Source organism: Prevotella pectinovora (assembly GCF_000834015.1).
Lineage (GTDB): Bacteria > Bacteroidota > Bacteroidia > Bacteroidales > Bacteroidaceae > Prevotella > Prevotella pectinovora.
Genome location: NZ_JXQI01000081.1, coordinates 37,991 through 56,609 on the forward strand (window position 1 = coordinate 37,991; position 18,619 = coordinate 56,609).

At 47.8% G+C, this 18,619-nt stretch carries 19 protein-coding genes and 1 pseudogene; 7 read left to right on the plus strand and 13 right to left on the minus strand.

The window, feature by feature from the left end:
* The first annotated feature begins 335 nt into the window (after positions 1 to 335).
* From ST42_RS11715 to ST42_RS11725, 3 genes are all read left to right on the plus strand, one after another.
* Entirely contained in the window at positions 336 to 1,181 is an 846-nt protein-coding gene (locus ST42_RS11715; RefSeq protein ID WP_044073621.1) for a patatin-like phospholipase family protein, read from the plus strand.
* Between the two features lie 177 nt (positions 1,182 to 1,358).
* Positions 1,359 to 3,359, plus strand: a complete 2,001-nt coding sequence (gene ligA, locus ST42_RS11720) for an NAD-dependent DNA ligase LigA (RefSeq protein ID WP_042519564.1) — start codon at positions 1,359 to 1,361, stop codon at positions 3,357 to 3,359.
* A 44-nt stretch (positions 3,360 to 3,403) separates the two neighbouring features.
* Positions 3,404 to 4,204 carry a TrmH family RNA methyltransferase gene (locus ST42_RS11725; RefSeq protein WP_022315873.1) on the plus strand — a complete coding sequence of 267 codons (801 nt, stop codon included), beginning with the start codon at positions 3,404 to 3,406 and terminating at the stop codon, positions 4,202 to 4,204.
* Between the two features lie 285 nt (positions 4,205 to 4,489).
* Here ST42_RS11725 and ST42_RS11730 read toward each other — a convergent pair whose 3' ends face one another.
* From ST42_RS11730 to ST42_RS11740, 3 genes are all read right to left on the minus strand, one after another.
* Positions 4,490 to 5,251, minus strand: coding sequence for an MBL fold metallo-hydrolase (locus ST42_RS11730; RefSeq protein ID WP_044073623.1), 762 nt, complete (start codon positions 5,249 to 5,251; stop codon positions 4,490 to 4,492).
* Positions 5,252 to 5,256: 5 nt separating this feature from the next.
* Positions 5,257 to 6,270, minus strand: a complete 1,014-nt coding sequence (gene murB, locus ST42_RS11735; RefSeq protein WP_022315875.1) for a UDP-N-acetylmuramate dehydrogenase — start codon at positions 6,268 to 6,270, stop codon at positions 5,257 to 5,259.
* A 232-nt stretch (positions 6,271 to 6,502) separates the two neighbouring features.
* Positions 6,503 to 7,342, minus strand: coding sequence for a DUF4348 domain-containing protein (locus tag ST42_RS11740; protein WP_022315877.1), 840 nt, complete (start codon positions 7,340 to 7,342; stop codon positions 6,503 to 6,505).
* 394 nt (positions 7,343 to 7,736) lie between these two features.
* Between ST42_RS11740 and pheS the strand changes: the two genes are divergently transcribed.
* From pheS to ST42_RS11755, 3 genes are all read left to right on the plus strand, one after another.
* On the plus strand, positions 7,737 to 8,774 hold the full coding sequence (gene pheS / locus ST42_RS11745) for a phenylalanine--tRNA ligase subunit alpha (RefSeq protein WP_022315878.1): 1,038 nt from the start codon (positions 7,737 to 7,739) through the stop codon (positions 8,772 to 8,774).
* Positions 8,775 to 8,959: 185 nt separating this feature from the next.
* Positions 8,960 to 9,691, plus strand: a complete 732-nt coding sequence (locus ST42_RS11750) for an SDR family NAD(P)-dependent oxidoreductase (protein ID WP_022315879.1) — start codon at positions 8,960 to 8,962, stop codon at positions 9,689 to 9,691.
* A 16-nt stretch (positions 9,692 to 9,707) separates the two neighbouring features.
* Positions 9,708 to 10,346, plus strand: a complete 639-nt coding sequence (locus ST42_RS11755; protein ID WP_044073628.1) for an HAD family hydrolase — start codon at positions 9,708 to 9,710, stop codon at positions 10,344 to 10,346.
* 143 nt (positions 10,347 to 10,489) lie between these two features.
* Here the strand turns inward: ST42_RS11755 and ST42_RS13660 are convergent.
* Positions 10,490 to 10,651: pseudogene (locus ST42_RS13660) on the minus strand (IS982 family transposase); the annotation flags it as partial.
* 223 nt (positions 10,652 to 10,874) lie between these two features.
* Between ST42_RS13660 and ST42_RS13320 the strand changes: the two are divergent.
* Positions 10,875 to 11,717 (plus strand): HNH endonuclease signature motif containing protein, encoded by an 843-nt coding sequence (locus ST42_RS13320; RefSeq protein ID WP_052488341.1) that lies wholly within the window; start codon positions 10,875 to 10,877, stop codon positions 11,715 to 11,717.
* A 246-nt stretch (positions 11,718 to 11,963) separates the two neighbouring features.
* Here the strand turns inward: ST42_RS13320 and trmD are convergent, their stop codons facing one another.
* From trmD to cobU, 9 genes are all read right to left on the minus strand, one after another.
* Positions 11,964 to 12,638, minus strand: a complete 675-nt coding sequence (gene trmD / locus ST42_RS11765) for a tRNA (guanosine(37)-N1)-methyltransferase TrmD (RefSeq protein WP_022315883.1) — start codon at positions 12,636 to 12,638, stop codon at positions 11,964 to 11,966.
* A gap of 8 nt (positions 12,639 to 12,646) precedes the next feature.
* Positions 12,647 to 13,105, minus strand: a complete 459-nt coding sequence (locus tag ST42_RS11770; protein WP_330072000.1) for an HIT family protein — start codon at positions 13,103 to 13,105, stop codon at positions 12,647 to 12,649.
* A gap of 152 nt (positions 13,106 to 13,257) precedes the next feature.
* On the minus strand, positions 13,258 to 14,166 hold the full coding sequence (locus tag ST42_RS11775) for an AEC family transporter (RefSeq protein ID WP_042519567.1): 909 nt from the start codon (positions 14,164 to 14,166) through the stop codon (positions 13,258 to 13,260).
* A 26-nt stretch (positions 14,167 to 14,192) separates the two neighbouring features.
* Positions 14,193 to 14,897 carry an LrgB family protein gene (locus ST42_RS11780; RefSeq protein ID WP_022315886.1) on the minus strand — a complete coding sequence of 235 codons (705 nt, stop codon included), beginning with the start codon at positions 14,895 to 14,897 and terminating at the stop codon, positions 14,193 to 14,195.
* A gap of 4 nt (positions 14,898 to 14,901) precedes the next feature.
* Positions 14,902 to 15,264, minus strand: coding sequence for a CidA/LrgA family protein (locus ST42_RS11785; RefSeq protein WP_044073624.1), 363 nt, complete (start codon positions 15,262 to 15,264; stop codon positions 14,902 to 14,904).
* An 82-nt stretch (positions 15,265 to 15,346) separates the two neighbouring features.
* A complete protein-coding gene (cobC, locus tag ST42_RS11790; RefSeq protein WP_022315888.1) occupies positions 15,347 to 15,874 on the minus strand; it encodes an alpha-ribazole phosphatase in 528 nt (175 codons plus the stop codon).
* A gap of 105 nt (positions 15,875 to 15,979) precedes the next feature.
* The gene (locus ST42_RS11795) at positions 15,980 to 16,825 is read right to left on the minus strand and encodes an adenosylcobinamide-GDP ribazoletransferase (RefSeq protein ID WP_022315889.1); all 846 of its coding nucleotides are present in this window, start codon (positions 16,823 to 16,825) and stop codon (positions 15,980 to 15,982) included.
* Positions 16,800 to 17,846: a nicotinate-nucleotide--dimethylbenzimidazole phosphoribosyltransferase gene (gene cobT / locus ST42_RS11800; protein ID WP_022315890.1), complete on the minus strand. Its 1,047-nt coding sequence runs from the start codon at positions 17,844 to 17,846 to the stop codon at positions 16,800 to 16,802. Before cobT ends, ST42_RS11795 begins: the two co-directional genes overlap by 26 nt.
* Before the next feature lie 18 nt (positions 17,847 to 17,864).
* The gene (gene cobU, locus ST42_RS11805) at positions 17,865 to 18,392 is read right to left on the minus strand and encodes a bifunctional adenosylcobinamide kinase/adenosylcobinamide-phosphate guanylyltransferase (protein WP_022315891.1); all 528 of its coding nucleotides are present in this window, start codon (positions 18,390 to 18,392) and stop codon (positions 17,865 to 17,867) included.
* Positions 18,393 to 18,619 lie beyond the last annotated feature (227 nt).

Genomic DNA, 18,619 nt, shown 5'->3' on the forward strand with positions numbered 1-18,619 from the left:
TTGTATCTAAATCAGCGTTGTGACAGATTTGAGAAGTCTTTGCAAATTTGAATTTACATGCTATGAAACATTGATCAAGTTGATTCTTCTGTTTTTCTTTTGTTACATTGAAGGTTCACATCGGAGCCAAATGAGCAAAACGAGACATGCCCAATCTTTGCCATGGCAAGAAAAAGCTGCACGGTTGTGCAAGTTTTCTCTTTGCAAAGATAGATATAATTGCTTGAAAAGCATTATCTTTGCATAGAATTTTATAGATTTTTCGTTATAATTCCTTTAATACGTGTAGCTTTTACAAGCTATATAGACTCTTTTTAGGGAAAAAACAGATACTTATGAAAGTAAATTGGAACACGGGATTAGTGCTTGAGGGAGGCGGTATGCGTGGCGTCTTCACCAGCGGAGTGCTTGACGGATTCATGAAACACGACGTGTATTTCCACTATGTCGTGGCTGTTTCGGCAGGTGCCTGCAACGGCTTGTCATACATGAGTCATCAGATAAGGAGAGCGCGCATCTCAAACATCGATTTTCTCCTCAAGTATAAATACATCGGTCTGCGCTACCTCTTCTCGCAGGGATGCATCATCGACCGCAAGCTTCTTTACGAAGATTTTCCCGAAAAGCTGTTGCCTTATGATTACGATGCATACTTCAACAATCCCGATGAGTTTGAGATGGTCACAACGAATTGTCTTACCGGCAGACCGTGTTATCTCTCGGAGCGAAAGGACAAGCAGCGTCTTATCGATATCGTGATGGCATCGAGCAGTCTGCCATACGTGAGCAAGATTGTGAACGTAGACGGTGTGCCTATGCTCGACGGGGGTATAGTAGACAGCATCCCGCTCATGCGCTCTATAGAGAAGGGACACAAGACCAATGTGCTTGTGCTCACCCGCAACAAAGGCTACCGTTTGACAGAACACGACCATAAGATTCCCCATTTCATATACAAGGGCTATCCTCGTCTGCGTGTGGCGCTGAGCCATCGCTGCGAGGCTTACAACCGTCAGCTCGATATGATTGACGAGATGGAAGAGAAGGGTGAGATAATATGTATACGTCCTGAGAGACCGATGGAGGTGGGGCGCTTGGAGAGAGACCTCGACAAACTCGAACGTCTATACGAGGAAGGCTTCATGCTCGGAGAGAAGTTTTGCAGGGAGTATATGCAGTAGGCATTCCCTCTTCTCCGGACATTGCATATAAAACTATCCGTGAATCATGACAATGACCGGAAGGTTCAATTCGGTTTATGGATTTGAGGGGAAACTTCACAGAATATCATTTTGTTTGATGATAACTCGTATATCATGCAGATTTTGTAACTTTGAATTTTAATAGCAATCATTATAATGGACGAAAGACAGAGAATACTGCAGCTCAGGAAAGAGTTGCATGATCATAACTATAAATACTACGTGCTCAACCAACCGGAAATCACTGACCAGCAGTTTGATTTCATGATGCACGAACTGCAAGACCTTGAGGCGAGACATCCCGAACTTGCCGACCCGAACTCACCAACGCAGCGAGTGGGTAGCGACCTCGGACATGATTTCCAGCAGGTGGCACACAAGTATCCGATGCTCTCACTTGCCAATACATACAATGAACAGGATGTGGCAGAGTGGTACGACAGTGTGAAGCGTGGACTCGGAGGAGAGGATTTCGAGGTGTGCTGCGAGATGAAATACGACGGTCTTTCAATCAGTCTGACATACGTAGACGGTAAACTCATGAGAGGCGTTACCCGAGGCGATGGAGTGCATGGCGACGATGTGACCGACAATGTGAAGACCATCCGTTGCATCCCTCTCGTGCTGCCTGGCACTGGCTATCCTCATGAGTTTGAGATAAGAGGCGAGATTCTGATGCCGTGGAAAGTGTTTGAGCGTCTCAATGAGGAACGGGAGAAGGCAGAAGAACCACTTTTCGCCAATCCGCGCAATGCGGCGAGCGGAACGCTGAAGAGCCAGAGTTCGGCTCTCGTGGCAAGTCGTCAGCTCGATGCCTATCTGTATTATCTACTTGGCGAAGAACTGCCTGCTGACGGTCATTATGAGAACCTTATGGAAGCGAGCCGTTGGGGATTCAAGATCAGTCAGGGCATGAAGAAAGTGAAGACACTCGAAGAAATTTATGAATATATACGTTATTGGGACGCGGAGCGTAAGAACCTTCCCGTTGCCACCGACGGTATTGTGCTCAAGGTGAACTCCCTGCGGCAGCAGCGCATCCTCGGTTATACTGCCAAGAGTCCACGTTGGGCTATAGCCTATAAATACAAGGCGGAGAGAGCCTGCACGAAGCTCAACGAAGTGACATTCCAGGTGGGCAGGACGGGTGCTGTCACTCCTGTGGCTAATATGGACCCTGTGCAGTTGGCTGGAACCACTGTCAAGCGGGCTACACTCAACAACGAGGACTTCATACGTAGTCTTGACCTGCATATCGGTGATTATGTTTATGTGGAGAAAGGCGGAGAGATAATTCCAAAGATTGTAGGCGTTGACATCGACCAGCGTCCGATCATAGCCCAGCCCGTCCGTTTCATCACCCATTGTCCGGAGTGTGGCACACGCCTCGTGCGCTACGAGGGTGAGGCCGCATGGTATTGTCCGAACGATGCCGGTTGTCCTCCTCAGATAAAGGGGCGCATAGAGCATTTCATCTCCCGCAAGGCGATGAATATCGATAGTATCGGGCCGGAGACCGTTGACGACTTCTACCGTCAGGGACTTGTGCATAATGTTGCCGACCTCTACACCATCAACGTGCAGCAGATCAATGGCGACGGCAGCCGTCAGAAGTCAGCCATGAAGATTATCAATGGCATTGAGGCATCCAAGCAAGTGCCTTTTGAACGGGTGGTATTCGCCCTCGGAATCCGTTTCGTGGGAGAGACATCAGGAAAACTCATTGCACGCCATTTCAAGAATATCGATGCACTGAAAGATGCCACTCTGGAGCAGCTTCTCGAGATCGACGGCATTGGCGAAGTGATGGCAAAAAGCATAATGACGTATTTCCACAACGAGCAGAATCTCGAGATTGTCGAAAGGTTGCGAAGCTACGGTCTGCAGATGGCTCTGAGCGAGGAGCAGACAGCACAAGCCTCCGACAGACTCAAGGGAAAGAGCATCGTCATAAGCGGAGTGTTCCAGCATCATAGCCGTGACGAATACAAACTGATGATTGAGCAGCATGGCGGAAAGAATGTGGGGAGCATCAGCGGCAAGACGTCATTTATCCTTGCAGGCGACAACATGGGACCGTCGAAATTGCAGAAGGCTGAAAAGCTCGGTATACAGATCGTCAGCGAAGATGATTTCCTGAATATGATAGAAGAATGATGGGCAACTTGTCAACTCGTCAACTTGTCAACAAATAAAACACTATGCCAATAATAAGAGTAACATCGCTCTCAGAGCCGGGACTTGAAGTATACGGTTCGCTGACAGAGCGTCAGTTGAAATCCTTCTATGACGATTTGGGAGGATTGTTCATCGCCGAGAGCCCTAAGGTGATAAAGGTAGCATTGGATGCAGGCTACGAGCCAGTGTCTGTCTTGTGTGAGGAAAAGCATATCGAGGGTGATGCCAAGGATATTATCCGCCGCTCCGGAGACATCCCCGTGTATATAGGCGAACGTGACCTTCTCGCTTCGCTCACGGGATATACGCTAACGAGAGGTGTGCTGTGTGCTATGCGTCGAAAACCAACTGTCAGCATAGCTGATGTGTGCCGGGATGCACATCGTGTGGCTGTGATAAACGGGGTGGTTGACAATACCAACATCGGTGCGATATTCCGTTCTGCGGCGGCTTTGGGCATTGATGCCGTTGTCGTGACGAGCAATTCCTGCGACCCGCTCAACCGCCGTTCTGTCAGAGTGTCGATGGGAACGGTGTTCCTTGTGCCATGGACGTGGTCTGACGATTATCAGCAGGAGCTCAACGCTCTGGGTTTCAAGACAGTAGCTATGGCACTTACCGACAAGTCTGTTGCCATTGACGACGAACGGTTGAAGGCTGAAAACAAACTTGCAATAATTATGGGCACAGAGGGCGACGGACTGCCCCAGTATGCCATCGACGCAGCCGACTATGTGGCACGTATACCGATGTCGTATAATGTGGATTCGCTGAATGTTGCGGCAGCTTCGGCTGTGGCGTTCTGGGAACTGAGAAACAGATGACGCTGTTTCTCTTCATACAATGAAAATCGGTCGTTAGAGCTTAGTATCAAAACAAATTCGTGATACTTTTATATTGCTCTAATGACCGATTTTTGGGATTATCCCAAATCGGTCATTAGGGCTTGCTTGGATTTTGTTTTTTAGAAGAGTGGATTTTGTTTGGCTTTTAATGAGTAATAGCGAGCTATTGCGAATTAAAAAACGGACAAAAGACGCCTTATAAAAAGCAAAAGACTGCAAGCAGTTATAAAAAATACATGGAACGGTCTAATGATCGTTTTGGGATTATATCTCTACCACCTCTCCGTCGTAAGACAAATGTATCCCTTCTGGAAGTTTCTGCTCAGCCTCGTCAAACAGTCCGATGTCGTGGCACATGTGGGTGAGGAACACTTGCTTGGCGCTTGTCTTGCGTGCAAACTCGAGGGCCTCGTCCACGAGCATGTGGGAATGGTGAGGCTTGGTGAAGCGAAGGGCATTTACCACCAGATAGTCAATGTCTTGCAGATAGTCGATTTCTCCCTCCGGTATGGTCTTCATATCTGTTATGTAGGCGAGCCTGCCTATCTTGTAGCCCAGTATAGGCAGCTTGTCGTGCATCACCTGTAGGGGTATGACCGTCAGCTCGTTGATCTTCAGTTCCTGGTGAGGATGAATATCATGCAGACTGATTTTGGGCACACCGGGGTAGGGATGTTCCACGAAGCAGTATGGCATCATGGACCGGAGACTTTTTTCAGAAATGGAATCGCTGTAGACATTGATGTCGCCGAATTGACAGAAAGGCCGCAAATCATCCATTCCTCCTACGTGGTCGTAGTGGGAGTGTGTCACGAGCACGGCGTCTATCTTGCGGAATTCCTGTCTGAGCATCTGTTCCCTGAAGTCCGGTCCGCAGTCTATCACAATCCTTGTCTGTTCCGTTTCCACCATTGCCGAGCATCTGGTGCGCCTGTCGCGAGGGTCATGGCTCTTGCAAACTTTGCAAGAGCAGCCTATCGTGGGCACACCAACCGATGTTCCTGTTCCGAGAAATGTAAGTTTCATATATATCAGATGATATTTACTTCGGGATGGATGTCGATGCCGAACTTCTTTTCCACGTCGCTGCGGATGCGGTCGCATAGCGCCACGATGTCATTGCCGGTGGCACCGCCCTTGTTCACGAGCACGAGGGCCTGTTTGGAGTGTACTCCGGCTCTGCCCAGCGTCTTGCCTTTCCATCCGCATTGGTCTATCATCCATCCAGCCGGAATCTTCTCGTGTGTGTCGTCCACATCGTAGTGAGGCATCTGTGGATATTTCTTGAGCAGTTCGTTGAACTTGTCCTTGCTTACCAAGGGGTTCATGAAGAAGCTGCCGGCGTTGCCTTCCACCTTAGGGTCAGGCAGCTTGGCGTCGCGGATCTTGATTATGGCGTTGCGCAGCTCGGCAGCCGTCGGGTCGCTGATACCCTCCTTGTCGAGTTCCGCACGGATGTTGCCGTAGTCGAGATGCGGGTTGAATACCAGCGACAGCTTGTAGGTCACGTGGGTAATCAGATATTTGTTCTTCCAGTCCTCCTTGAAACGGCTCTTGCGGTAGGCATACTCACACTGTTCGTTGGTGAAGTAGCAAGATTTGCCTGTGGCAATCTCCACAGCCTCCACTTTGTATATTATGTCCTTCACTTCAGCACCATACGCGCCGATGTTCTGTACAGCCGAGGCACCCACCTCACCAGGGATGAGCGACAGGTTTTCCGTGCCATACCATCCGTGTGCCACGCAGTGTGCCACGACATCGTCCCATGTTTCTCCGCTGCCGCATCTCACGAGCACTCCGCCATCGATGAATGTGGAGCTGATGCCCTTGATGGCAGAATGGAGCACGGTGCCGTTGAAGTCTTTTGTCAGCAACAGATTACTTCCGCCACCGAGAAGCAACAACGGCATGTCCTCGTCGCTTATGTTCTTCACTGTCTCCTTGGCTTCCGCCACGCTGGAGAACTCTATGAAGCGGCTGCATTTGGCATCGATGCCAAATGTGTTGTGCTGTGCCAGACTGTAGTTTCGTAAATCTTTCACTTTCTTTCTTTTTTTAAGTTTAAATTTAATTATCCTGAATTCTTGAATCTTTCAAAATCGCAGTGTAATTTCCTTGATGTTGCCTGACCTATACCTTTTTCATCCTTCAGACCGGTCTTGTCGGCTGATAGGGTTTTGAAAAGTGCGGTCGGAATTGAAAAAACTCCCGTCGGCAGTTCTATTTGAACACTGCCGATAGGAGTCTTTCATGTATTATTGATTTTTTTCTTTTTTATTCTGAGAGTCGTGTCAGGAGCCATTTCTTGCCCCTTCTTACGAATGTCAGTTCCATCTCCATACCGTTGGCAATGCCTCGCATCACGAGAATCTTCTGGTTGCTCTGCGTGTATTTCTGTCCATACATTATGTTGTATATGAATCCAGAAGGCAACTCAGGAGCGAAAGCAGGCCATGTTTCTGGCAGGATGTCTCCGCTCATCGTGCTGAAGTCATCATCAGGGTCAGGACCATTGAAATGTATCGGGGAATTCAGATGGTGTGCCTGATAAGTCGAGTCGGTAGCGAATTTCTGATAGAAGTTGAGGAATGAGGCATTGTTGTTCTGATACATCGCCCCCGTGTTCACCTCCACGAGCATCCACTGTCCGTTTATGCGGTTGAAGATGTATTGTTTCACCTTCTTTTTCTTCAGATAGATTTTCTCCACCACTACATTGTTTATCGACGTGTCTTTCACGAGCTTCATCTGCTTGCGGTTGTCGAAGATAAGCGTGTAGTAACCCTGGTTCATAAAGAAATGTTCCATCTTCCATTGCCCCTTTTCGAGCAACTTCTCCGTTTTGCCGTTTACCACCTTCAGCGGAAACTTGATTCTCTTCATCTGCAGCTTTTTGTTTGCGGCGAAATTGAAGATGAAATCGTCAAACAACTCATCGGCTGCCTTTGGCATCGGCTGTTCCGTGATGAGCTGTTCCAGTGTGTCGGCAGCTGTTGTGTCGGTGGAGTCGGTCATCGTGGAGTCGGCTCCGGATGCTTTCTTGTCAGCGCATCCCGTTGTCGTCAGCATCATCGTGACGATTGTGATGACAACAAATAGAAATCCTTTTCTCATTGTCTTATTATACCGAGAAATAATCTTTTAGAATAATGTTTACTCTCAAATTTTCGCAAAAGTACATATTTTATCATATACTGTGCAAACATTTTCTTTAAAATTTTCGTTATAGCCTAAAACTCTTGACATAAGAGCGATATTTCCGCGTCGTCAGAAAATCGTCTTAACCCCAATCCTCCATTATGGCTTGACGGATAAATGGATGCAATAAGGCTCTTTCGTCTCTTTTTATGCGTGGTGCCAGCAGCCTGAAGTCAAATATATCGTGTCATTTGCACGTTTCTCGAAAAAATGCAGTAAATTTGCTCCCGAAATGGGTTCTGCCATCTTTTTGATGATAATGGTGTGAGCTTCTCCATATTTGAAATTACAAGAAAAATAGTATTTGGATATGATACTTGACAAGATTGAAAGCCTCCTTGCAGAGGTAAAAGAAATGAAAGCCTCGAATGCTGAGGAGATAGAGGCGTTGCGCCTGAAATATCTCAGCAAGAAAGGTGAGATCAATGCCGTAATGGCAGATTTTAGAAATGTACCTGCCGACCAGAAAAAAGAGGTGGGAATGAAAATCAACGAGCTCAAGCAGACTGCTCTCGAAAGGCTCAATGCCCTGCGTGATGCCATCGAAACAAGCGAAGACGGCGACCAGGGACTCGACCTGACAAGGACTGCCTATCCGATAAAGCTCGGAACACGCCATCCGCTGACCATCGTCAAGAACGAGATCATCGACATTTTCTCCCGTATGGGATTTGTGCTTGCTGATGGACCAGAGGCAGAAGACGACCTGCATGTGTTCACGAAGATGAATTTCGCCGCCGACCATCCTGCCCGCGACATGCAGGACACATTCTTCATAGAGCAGAATCCAAACGATGTTACGAAGAACATCCTTCTTCGTAGCCACACAAGTTCGGTGCAGGCACGCGTGATGGAGACATCGCAGCCTCCTATCCGTATCATCTGTCCGGGACGAGTATATCGCAATGAGGCAATCACAGCACGTGCACACTGCTTCTTCCATCAGATAGAGGGACTCTACATCGACAAGAACGTATCGTTCACCGACCTCAAGCAGGTGCTCCTGACCTTTGCCCGCGAGATGTTCGGAGCAGACACAAAGATTCGTCTGCGTCCAAGCTATTTCCCATTCACGGAGCCAAGTGCCGAGATGGATATCTCATGCCACATCTGCGGCGGTAAGGGCTGCGGATTCTGCAAGCATACAGGATGGGTGGAAATCCTGGGCTGCGGAATGGTTGACCCCAACGTGTTGGAGCTTTGCGGCATAGACAGCAAGGTATATACCGGTTATGCCTTCGGCCTCGGTGTGGAGCGTATCACCAACCTGAAGTATCAGGTTTCCGACCTGCGTCTGTTCTCTGAGAACGATGTGCGCTTCCTTGAGGAGTTTGAGGGCGCTAAATAAAAAATCAATCTTCTCTCTTCCTGCAGACAACAGACGGCTTGCAGCCATTCTTTGATGCGTATTTGTGAAGGTGGAAGAGATAAATATCATTAACGATCCCTGTTGACAATTATTTGATTGACAGGGATCGTTTCGTATCAAGACTTGCGTATGTCTGATAGACAACATCTTTAAAGGAAATGAATATGAAGAAAAAGGCCATCGTTGTGGGAGCCACGTCGGGCATAGGACTTGAGGTGGCACGTCTTCTGGCATCCGGCGGATATGAAGTCGGCATAGCAGGGCGTCGTGAGGAGAGACTCAGAGATATCATGCGTGAAACCGAAGGCATCGTTGCATACAGGAGAATCGACGTGAGAAGCGCTGAGGCACCGCAGCAGCTGCTCGACATGATACGGGAACTTGGCGGAATAGACCTCTATTTCCATAGTTCCGGCATCGGTTGGCAGAACGGTTCGCTTGAAGCAGACAAGGAGATTGCTACTGTGGAGACAAACGGAGTGGGATTTACGCGTATGGTGACGGCTGCATACAATTGGTTTGCCGATAGCGGGAAGGCTGGACGCATAGCCTGCATAACGTCGATTGCCGGCACGAAAGGACTGGGAGCTGCTCCTGCCTATTCTGCCACGAAACGCTTTCAGACGCATTATCTTGAATGCTTGTCGCAACAGGCACGGATGCGTCAGTTGCCTGTCCGCATCACCGATATACGGCCTGGTTTCGTGGCCACCGATCTGATAGCCGGCAGCAATTTCCCATTGCAACTGTCGGCAGACAGTGTGGCTGCCGACATAGTGAAGGCAGTGGAGAAGGGTAGAGAGGTGGTGACGATAGACTGGCGTTACCGTCTGCTCGTGGCTTTCTGGCGTTTGCTGCCGAGAAGTCTATGGGTAAGGCTGAGGTTCGTGAAATAGTGAAAAGAAAATGTATATGAATATAAGAACCATAATACTTGATTTCGACGGAACGATGGGCGATTCGCGCAGTCTTATCGTCAGGACTCTTCAACAGACAATATGCGAATGCCGCCTGCCACGGCGCACCGATGAGGAGTGTGCCGCCACTATCGGACTGCCTCTGTATCAGGCTTTTGTCTCGATGTTTGGCATTAGTGATGCTGATGGGCAACGTTGTGCTGATACTTACCGTCGCATCTTTATGGAGAACAAACAGGAGATGACTGTTAAGCCTTTCCCTAATGTCATTGATACCATACGCAAACTGAAAGCCTCAGGCAAGACTTTGGCGATAGCCAGCAGCAGGAGTCGGCAGTCGCTTGTGGAATACGTGGAGCAGTACGACATTATGGATTGCATCTCTTGTATTGTGGCTTCGGATGATATAGAGAATGCGAAGCCGGCACCAGACATGGTTCTGAGAGTTCTTGAATTAACCGGAGGTACCCCTGATACCACCCTTACCGTAGGTGATATGACATACGACATTGATATGGGCCGTGCTGCCGGAACATTGACCTGTGGCGTGACTTACGGCAACGGTACTCGCGAAGATCTCTCTGATGCCGATTTTCTGATAGATGACTTCTCTGAATTGATGTCACTTCTTTGAGACATTCCTGAAGACCTATTTGTGACAACGCTTTTATCGTCCATAATTTCCCCCACAGCGTGGGGAACAGAACCCCCTAATGTGGGGTTTCATTCCCCACGCTAAGGGGGGAATTTACGGCTTATGGCTACTCTTGCAATTCAAAAGCCGAACAACCGCTTCTCACTATCAATGTTCTCTGTCTCTGCCGTCAGGAATAGTGCCACTACCTCCAAGTCAGAAAACTTGGGAACAGGACCACGATGTGGAACATTCCCCAATTCGTTGACGAGATTTTCAGAGAAAAGTTTGTGTAACTCAAGTATTTTGACGAATTTTGTATGAAGGCTGTACTTGCGATGGGCTGTCTTTGATGTATCGGGAGATTATTCTGAAGGCTGCATTGATGGCGGAGTGGACTGCGGAAAAGAAGTCTGACCACCAAAGTAGCGCTTAAGTAGAAAAGATAGTGGCTGTAATGACCGATGATTATATTGGCGTTACTGAGATGATGAAACTATGTGGAATTAAGATAACAAAATGTGAAAGATGTACGAAGAAAGAATATTCCTTATGAAAAGACCTTTGCAATGGTCATACCTTACAAGTGGATTACCCATTCCAAGGGTATTCCAGCAACTTACGTATGACATTTTGGGCAAACGTCTCACTGCCAAGGAAAGCACTGATGTTAGAATAATGTTAGGTGGGGAAATGTTCTATACCAAGATAAATAATATCGGCTTTGATCAAAATAAGTACAATCATACAGAAATTCTACAGTTCAAATACGACAGCAATAAAATGCTTCTTGGAAAATTACAAGAAATATTCGAGAAGGAATATCGGTATTGTTTGGATGAACGTTCTGAAAGACCTAAGGGTAGCAATAAAAGGATTAACATCGCCGACAAGTATGATACTCAAATCATTGTTTATGGTACATCGGAACCAGGCTTGTTCGTTTGGGAGCCTGTATTTGAAGATGTCATTAAACAGTCAAAGGAAGAAATCGCTCAAATGACAGAAGAAGAATACGAGACATTTGTAGAGTGCCAAGACCCTACTGCTAAAGTTGTCCGTAAATCAATAATGCAAAATGTTCGCGAATTAGATCGGTCGATTGGAGAGTCGTTGAAGATGACTTATGGATATAGATGTCAGATGACAGGTGAATATGTTGGTGAACAGCATGGCGTAAGTTGTGTTGAAGCTCATCATATTCTCCCTTTCGTAGAAAGTCTTGATAATAGTACAGATAATTTAATGGTGTTGTCACCTAATTATCATCGCATCATTCACAAGGCAAAACCTCATTTTAATCGAAAAACCTTGTCATTTGAATATCCTAACGGATTAATTGAAAAGGTAAAACTTAACTTGCATTTGTAGCATGAAACAACTGGTACATAACAAAGTAGTCAATAAATTATGGCTCTTCGTCAATTTAGGTGGTAAAAAGATGTTTGTTTATGGTTTTAATAGGGCTTGCTAATATTTATGAATGATAATGGGATATTTCTAATTAAAAGCAAATGGCTGCAAGCAGTTAATGAATAGACAGAATAACCCCCGAAAATATTTATCTGATTTTCGGGGGGTATCACAATTACCGGTTGAAAGGTCATCCGGTTATTGTTATTTCAGCAGGTCTGGTCGCAGGCGCTTCGTTCTCTCGTAGCTCTGCTCCATCTCCCAATCCTTTATCTTTGCCTCGTTGCCGCTGAGCAGTATGTCGGGCACTTTCCAGCCTTTGTATTCTGCCGGTCTGGTGTAGATAGGCGCTGAGAGCATGTCGTCTTGGAAACAGTCGGACAGGGCGCTCTGCTCGTCGCTTATCACTCCCGGCACTATACGTACGATGGCGTCTGCCATAACGGCAGCAGCAAGCTCGCCGCCGGTGAGCACATAGTCGCCGATGCTTATCTCGCGAGTGATGAGATGTTCGCGGATGCGGTGGTCGATGCCTTTGTAGTGGCCACACAGGATGATGAGGTTCTGCTTCATCGACAGGTCGTTTGCCACGTGCTGGTTGAACTGTTCTCCGTCGGGCGAGGTGAATATCACTTCGTCGTAGTCGCGCTCAGCTTTCAGAGCCGAGATGCAGCGGTCTATAGGTTCACACTGCATCACCATGCCGGCAAATCCGCCGTATGGATAATCGTCCACTCTTTTCCACTTGTCGGCAGAGTAGTCACGCAGATTGTGCAGATGGATTTCTGCCAGTCCTTTCTTCTGTGCCCTTGCCAGGATAGACTCATTGCAGAAGCCTTCGATCATGGCTGGGAGCACGGTGATAATGTCAATTCTCATATTTTTCGTTAGAGTTCCTTCTTCAGCGCCTCTGCCATTTCGGTATACTCAGCGTCGGTGAGATATACTTTCTTTGGGTTCATCTGGAACACGCCGCCGAAGTCTGGTCCGCCCTTGTATTTCGGTATCAGGTGGAAGTGGAGGTGAGACAGCGTGTCAGAATAGGCGCCATAGTTAATTTTGTCAGGGTTGAATACTTTCTGCATGGCACGTGTCACCTTTGCCACATCGGCCATGAATGCGTTGCGCTCCTCGTCGCTCAGAAGGTTCAGGTCATCCACATGGTCTTTGTATGCCACGAGGCAACGGCCATGATAGGTCTGCTCCTTGAAGATGAACACTCGTGAAACGCTGAGTTTCGCTACTTCGATCATCAGATCGTGCAATGTCTCATTGTTCTGGCAATAGAGACAGTCTTTTGGGTCGCTATTCATTTTTTTCTTTGTTTTTAGTTGATAGTTTCTTATTCAGTCAATTTTGTCGCAAAGGTAGCAAAAAAACCGCAAGCATCAGCTATAATCATCTGAAATGTGAATAAGTGACGATAAAATAATACCTTGGTACGATTTGAGTGAGAAATGTAACCTCTCCTTAGAAGGTCTGACAACACAGCGGACTCTTATTTGAACAGCAGCGTTATCATCGGTATTGTGAATATCGACGCCACTGTGGTGATGAACGTGATCTCTGTCATGAGAGCAGGGTTGCGCCCGTATTTCAGACAGAACATAGTGCCGTAGGATGCTGCCGGCATGGCAATGACTACGGTGTTTATGGCATTCACCACTTCGCTCACTCCCAGAGCCTTGAATAGGAAAAACAGCGATAGAGGAATGATGCAGAGTCTCAATAGCGATGCCACGTAGACCTTCGGGGTGCCGATGATGTCGTGTAGCGGCAGACGTGCCATCGACGAACCTATTATCATCAGCGCTGCCGGAACCGTTATGTTGCCCACCATCGTTACCGGCTTGGCTATCAGTTCGGGAGTGCGGATATTGAATGCCACAAGTAGGGCAGCGGCAAAGGCGGCTATCATTGCCGGCGAGAACAATATCTTGGGGTTGAGTTGCTTGATGCTGTATTCTCCCTTGATGAGCATCACGCCGGCTGTGAATATGAAGAAGGTGTTGGGCATGTTCAGCAGGGCGGCATAGAATATGGCGTGAGGTCCGAATATCGATGCCACTATGGGATAGCCGATGAAACCAACGTTAGCAAACATCAGTGTGAATCCGATCATTCCCTGGGCGTCGTGGTCTTTGGCTATGAATCTCGGTACGAAGAATCCGAATGCCAGGAGTATGATGTATGTCAGTATGCTTACTCCCAGCAGCGGTAGAATCAGCGTGCGGTCGGGCAGCGTGTCGCCCATTACCGACGAGAGGATAAGCGACGGACAGGTGATGTCGATAACTATAGTAGACAGTTTCTGGTCGAACTTGTCGCCCATATATCCGAGTTTGCATAGCACGTAGCCCAATATGACGATGATGAACAGAGTCACCATCACTTCCAGATTTTCCATTATCCTGATTTGTTTCGTCTTACTTGTTATATGATGCCCATCATCTGCAGGATGTATGGAGTCAGTATGGCGGTGAATATGCCGTTGAGCGTAAGTCCAAGCGACGCATAGGCCCCATGCTCCATTCCATGTTCCATAGCTGCCGATGTTCCCACGGCATGTGATGCTGTGCCGAGCGAGATTCCCTGGGATGAGGGCATTCCGATGTGGCCGTATTTGAGGATTCTGAATCCTGTTATGGCTCCGAAGATGCCGACGAACACCACTATCGTGGCGGTGAGAGATGGTATGCCGCCGATGCTCTGTGTCACTTCCATTGCAATTGGTGTGGTGACAGATTTTGCTGCCAGCGAGAGCACCACGATGCGGGATGCACCGAAATACTGTGCCAGGGCAACGACCGACACTATGCCGACAAGGCATCCCACGAGCTGCGACATGAATATCGGCACCATTTCATGCTTTATGGAGTGGAGCTGCTTGTATAGCGGAACACCGAGCGACACCACGGCGGGCTTGAGCCAGAAGTCTATCTTCGAACCGCTTAACTTGTAGGTTTCATAATCAATGTCGGCTATCGTGAGAAAGCATATCATGAAGGCTATGCTCACCAGGATGGGATTGAAAACCGGCAGCTGCAGCATTTTTCTTACGAGCTTGGCGAGGAAATATACTCCGAACGTCAGCGTAAGCAGGAAATAATCGTTGTTGAGGTATTCGTGGATATCCATTTGCTTATAGTTTTTTTCCTTTTATGCGTTTTATTATCTTCCTTGTCATGATGTGTGTCCAGCCTGTGACCACAAGCACGAGCATGGTGCTCAAGGTCGTGGCGAGCACTATGGACACTATCTCTTTTCCGATAATGTCGAAATAGAGCATCAGAGCCACACCTGGCGGCACGAAGAAGAAGCCCATGTTTTTCACAAGGAAATTGGATATCGTCTCTACCCATTCCAGTTTTATCACTTTCACCTTCAGCAAAAAGGTGAGCAGAAGCATTCCAATGATGCTTGATGGCACGCTGATGCCGGTGAGCCATGTTATGAACTCACCAACGGCAAGGCAGCCAATAATGATTGCTAATTGTCTAAACATTTTTATTATCCTGAATTGAATATTTTTTCTTTTGCATGGTCGGGAGAAAATTGTTGAGTTCGTTCTGAATGATTCCGAACTCCTAAATCTCGATTTCTTCTATCCCTCCGTATTCCACTGTGTGTTCGAAGCATCCTTCCTCCTTGAACAGGCCTCCGTAGATGCCCGCACAGAGCAACACTCCGCAGTGGGCGAAGATGGCCACCTGGCGGTATGGCTTCTGCTTCAGTTCGTCGAGAAATCCTGCCACCCTTTCATATACCATCGGAAAACTTTCACCGTTTGTAGTTGCAACGTGCATATAGTCATCATACCATTTCTGCAGGTTGTCGTCCTTGATGTCGTCGTAGCGTTTCATTTCCCAGTCGCCCATGTTCATCTCCATGAGTCGGTTGTCTGTGACGGGGGTGGGATAACCGCAATAGTCTGCCAGCAGGCGCGCTCTGGTGAGAGGTGATGAGAACACGGCATCGAACGTTCTGTCGCCGAGTGCTTTCTTTGTCATTTCTGCCTCTTCTGTAAACGTTGCCGCCACGGGAACGTCCGTCTGTCCGTAGCACACGCCCTTCGGCACGTCTACGCTTGTGTGTCTGATTAATATTACTTTCATGTTTTTTTCAGTTAACGAGTTGACAAGTTAACGAGTTGACAAGCAAACGAGCAAACAAGCTGATATGAAGGTCACTTTTTCCCGTCCGTCTTTGATAATTTGGGCTTAATGCCACATGAACTCCAGCATCTTTCCTTCCATGGCGGCGCTCTTCATTGCATTCGACCATAGTATGGCGATGGTGAGATATGTAGTGAGTTCAATCAGGAGGAACAGTGCTCCGCAGCAGTCTCCCGTATATCCCTTGAGTCTCTTCCATATCAGTCTATAGAGGAAATACATCACCACGCATGGAACGAATACTATCAGATCCCATTCCAGTGTAAGCCGTGTGAGATAGAAGAACAGTCCCAGAGGCAGAAGTCCCTGCAAGGCGAGACATATGCTTGCCCCGATATTCATGCGTCGGTATACGTTCTTTGCCTTGGATTGTTCCTCAGTCCTGGCATACGGCATCATCTGTATAATCTGGCCGGCGAGCATCTTGGCATAAGGGTCGGCAGCGAATACAGACAATGCTGCAAGAATCGGAGGCATACACGAAAGGCTGAAAAAGAGCAGCAGTTCATAGAATATTATACCCAGCACACCATACGTGCCGATGCGTGAGTCTTTCATTATGTCGAGAATCCTCTGCCTGTCGGAGCCTCCTCCGCCGAACCCGTCAACGAAGTCTGTCAGTCCGTCCTCGTGCAGCGCTCCAGTGATGAATATCCTCAAGAGGATCGCTGCTACGATGGCTATGTTCTGCGGCATATACATAGAACCGAAATATATCGTTGCCGCCATAGCCCCTCCTGTCAGCCAGCCCACTATGGGCCAGTATTCTACCACTGCTTTATACGATTCTTTAGGCGGCTGATAGATACGCCAGAAAGGCAGTCGGGTGAAGAATATGAGCGCTGCCCATACGTTCTGCCACCACTTAGAAGTATTTAGTGATATTTGCATTTTCAAAGTTGTTCATCTCGTTTATCATCCTCACGCTGCTCTCAATGATAGGGTAGGCGCACAACGCTCCCGTTCCTTCGCCCAATCTCATTCCGATGTTCAGAATCGGTTTCGCTCCCATTATCTGCAGCATCTTGGCATGGGCGTGCTCGTCTCCGCAGTGTCCGAAGATGGCGTAGTTGAGCACTTCGGGATGTAGGCGGCTTGCCGCAAGCATACATGCCGACATTATGAAACCGTCCACCATCACTATCATCCTGCGTTCGGCGGCTCTCAGCATAGCTCCTATTGCTCCTACCATCTCGAAACCTCCGAAATAACGTATCATATCGGTAGCGCTGGCATAGGGGAAGTCCCTGTTGAATTTATCCACAGCCTCTTTCAATACCTTATGCTTGTGGCTCAACTGACTGCCTGCCACTCCAGATCCGGCTCCCACACAGTCGTCAAGTGGTACGCCTCCCATAAGATGCAGCCAGATGCTCGAAGGAGATGTGTTGGCTATTCCCATCTCGCCTATGCATACGATGTTGCAACCTTCGTCGGCACATTCGTCGATGATCTTTGCTCCCGTAGAGAGAGCCTTGTCCATCTCCTCTTCCGACATTGCCGCTTCGTGGAGGAAATCTTTTGTTCCCCATGCAATCTTCTCGTTCCTTATTTCAGGGAAAGAACTAAGATCGTAGTCCACTCCCATATCTATTATTCTGAGCTTGAAGTTGTGCTGGCGACAGAACATGTTTACACCTCCTCCGCCTTTCGTGAAGTTTATCATCTGCTGCCATGTCACATCTCTTGGCGACAGGCTGACTCCTTCTCGCTCTATGCCGTGGTCACCTCCAAAAAGCAAGTGGCAGGGGTGGAAGAGAGTTGGGAGGAGAGAATGCTGCACGAGGCATATCCTCAGTGCCAGTTCTTCGAGCATTCCCAGCGAACCTTTCGGCTTGTTCAGATTGTCAATCTTGTCTTGTATTTCGTCCTTGATGCTATGGTCTGGCGAAACTATATTGAATTTTATCATGATAGAATAATATTTTGCTTACTTTATCTTCACCGGAATTCCGCTTACAGTTAGGTATACGTCGTCAGCCTTGGCCGCAACGTATTGGTTGAACCATCCGAGCAGATCAGTGAATCTGCGTTGTACGGCATTGCCGCTCACCCCTCCGCTGCCAATCTCGTTGGTCACGAAGATGAATGTGGCATCCTGGTCGGTAAACTTGTCGAACTCTTCCTCAATCTCTTTCAGCGTCTCGTTGATGTCAGGCTGATGGCTTTCATCGTTGGCTGCAGAAAAGAAGAAATTCGTACACCATAGAGTCAGGCAGTCTATCACAGCCACCTTATTATATATATACAGCTTGCTGAGATGTTTTTCCTCTTCGATGTTGGTCCACTGTTCTCCTCGGCGCTCCTTGTGCTTGTCCACGCGCTGCTGGAATTCTTCATCCCAAATGTGAGCCGTGGCGATGTACACAGGATTGCGGGAAAGCTCCAATGCCATGCGCTCGGCGAGGACGCTCTTTCCCGAGCGTTGTCCGCCAGTTATTAGTATGATACGTTTCATCAGTGCAAAAGTAGTAAAACTATCTGAATTATTCAGCGGTAGCAATGGATTATTTGATAAGTGGGCGAGTTTGACAAGTAAACCGGCTAATGGGGAGAATGGTTGACAAGTGTGTTGGTCTGCATATGGATTTCATAAAAATAACTATTTGAGCTTGTTGCGAGGGGTTTTTGTCAAATCATCTCTTGACAATTCGTTGGCTATATGCAATCTCGGGATGGCATCCA

What these genes read in the sequence shown, in the direction of transcription:
- ST42_RS11715 (WP_044073621.1), top strand. Translation starts at nt 336, where the DNA reads ATGAAAGTAAATTGGAACACGGGATTAGTGCTTGAGGGAGGCGGTATG.
- ligA (WP_042519564.1), top strand. Translation starts at nt 1,359, where the DNA reads ATGGACGAAAGACAGAGAATACTGCAGCTCAGGAAAGAGTTGCATGAT.
- ST42_RS11725 (WP_022315873.1), top strand. Translation starts at nt 3,404, where the DNA reads ATGCCAATAATAAGAGTAACATCGCTCTCAGAGCCGGGACTTGAAGTA.
- ST42_RS11730 (WP_044073623.1), bottom strand. Translation starts at nt 5,251, where the DNA reads ATGAAACTTACATTTCTCGGAACAGGAACATCGGTTGGTGTGCCCACG.
- ST42_RS11740 (WP_022315877.1), bottom strand. Translation starts at nt 7,342, where the DNA reads ATGAGAAAAGGATTTCTATTTGTTGTCATCACAATCGTCACGATGATG.
- pheS (WP_022315878.1), top strand. Translation starts at nt 7,737, where the DNA reads ATGATACTTGACAAGATTGAAAGCCTCCTTGCAGAGGTAAAAGAAATG.
- ST42_RS11750 (WP_022315879.1), top strand. Translation starts at nt 8,960, where the DNA reads ATGAAGAAAAAGGCCATCGTTGTGGGAGCCACGTCGGGCATAGGACTT.
- ST42_RS11755 (WP_044073628.1), top strand. Translation starts at nt 9,708, where the DNA reads ATGAATATAAGAACCATAATACTTGATTTCGACGGAACGATGGGCGAT.
- ST42_RS13320 (WP_052488341.1), top strand. Translation starts at nt 10,875, where the DNA reads ATGTACGAAGAAAGAATATTCCTTATGAAAAGACCTTTGCAATGGTCA.
- trmD (WP_022315883.1), bottom strand. Translation starts at nt 12,638, where the DNA reads ATGAGAATTGACATTATCACCGTGCTCCCAGCCATGATCGAAGGCTTC.
- ST42_RS11775 (WP_042519567.1), bottom strand. Translation starts at nt 14,166, where the DNA reads ATGGAAAATCTGGAAGTGATGGTGACTCTGTTCATCATCGTCATATTG.
- ST42_RS11780 (WP_022315886.1), bottom strand. Translation starts at nt 14,897, where the DNA reads ATGGATATCCACGAATACCTCAACAACGATTATTTCCTGCTTACGCTG.
- ST42_RS11785 (WP_044073624.1), bottom strand. Translation starts at nt 15,264, where the DNA reads ATGTTTAGACAATTAGCAATCATTATTGGCTGCCTTGCCGTTGGTGAG.
- cobC (WP_022315888.1), bottom strand. Translation starts at nt 15,874, where the DNA reads ATGAAAGTAATATTAATCAGACACACAAGCGTAGACGTGCCGAAGGGC.
- ST42_RS11795 (WP_022315889.1), bottom strand. Translation starts at nt 16,825, where the DNA reads ATGCAAATATCACTAAATACTTCTAAGTGGTGGCAGAACGTATGGGCA.
- cobT (WP_022315890.1), bottom strand. Translation starts at nt 17,846, where the DNA reads ATGATAAAATTCAATATAGTTTCGCCAGACCATAGCATCAAGGACGAA.
- cobU (WP_022315891.1), bottom strand. Translation starts at nt 18,392, where the DNA reads ATGAAACGTATCATACTAATAACTGGCGGACAACGCTCGGGAAAGAGC.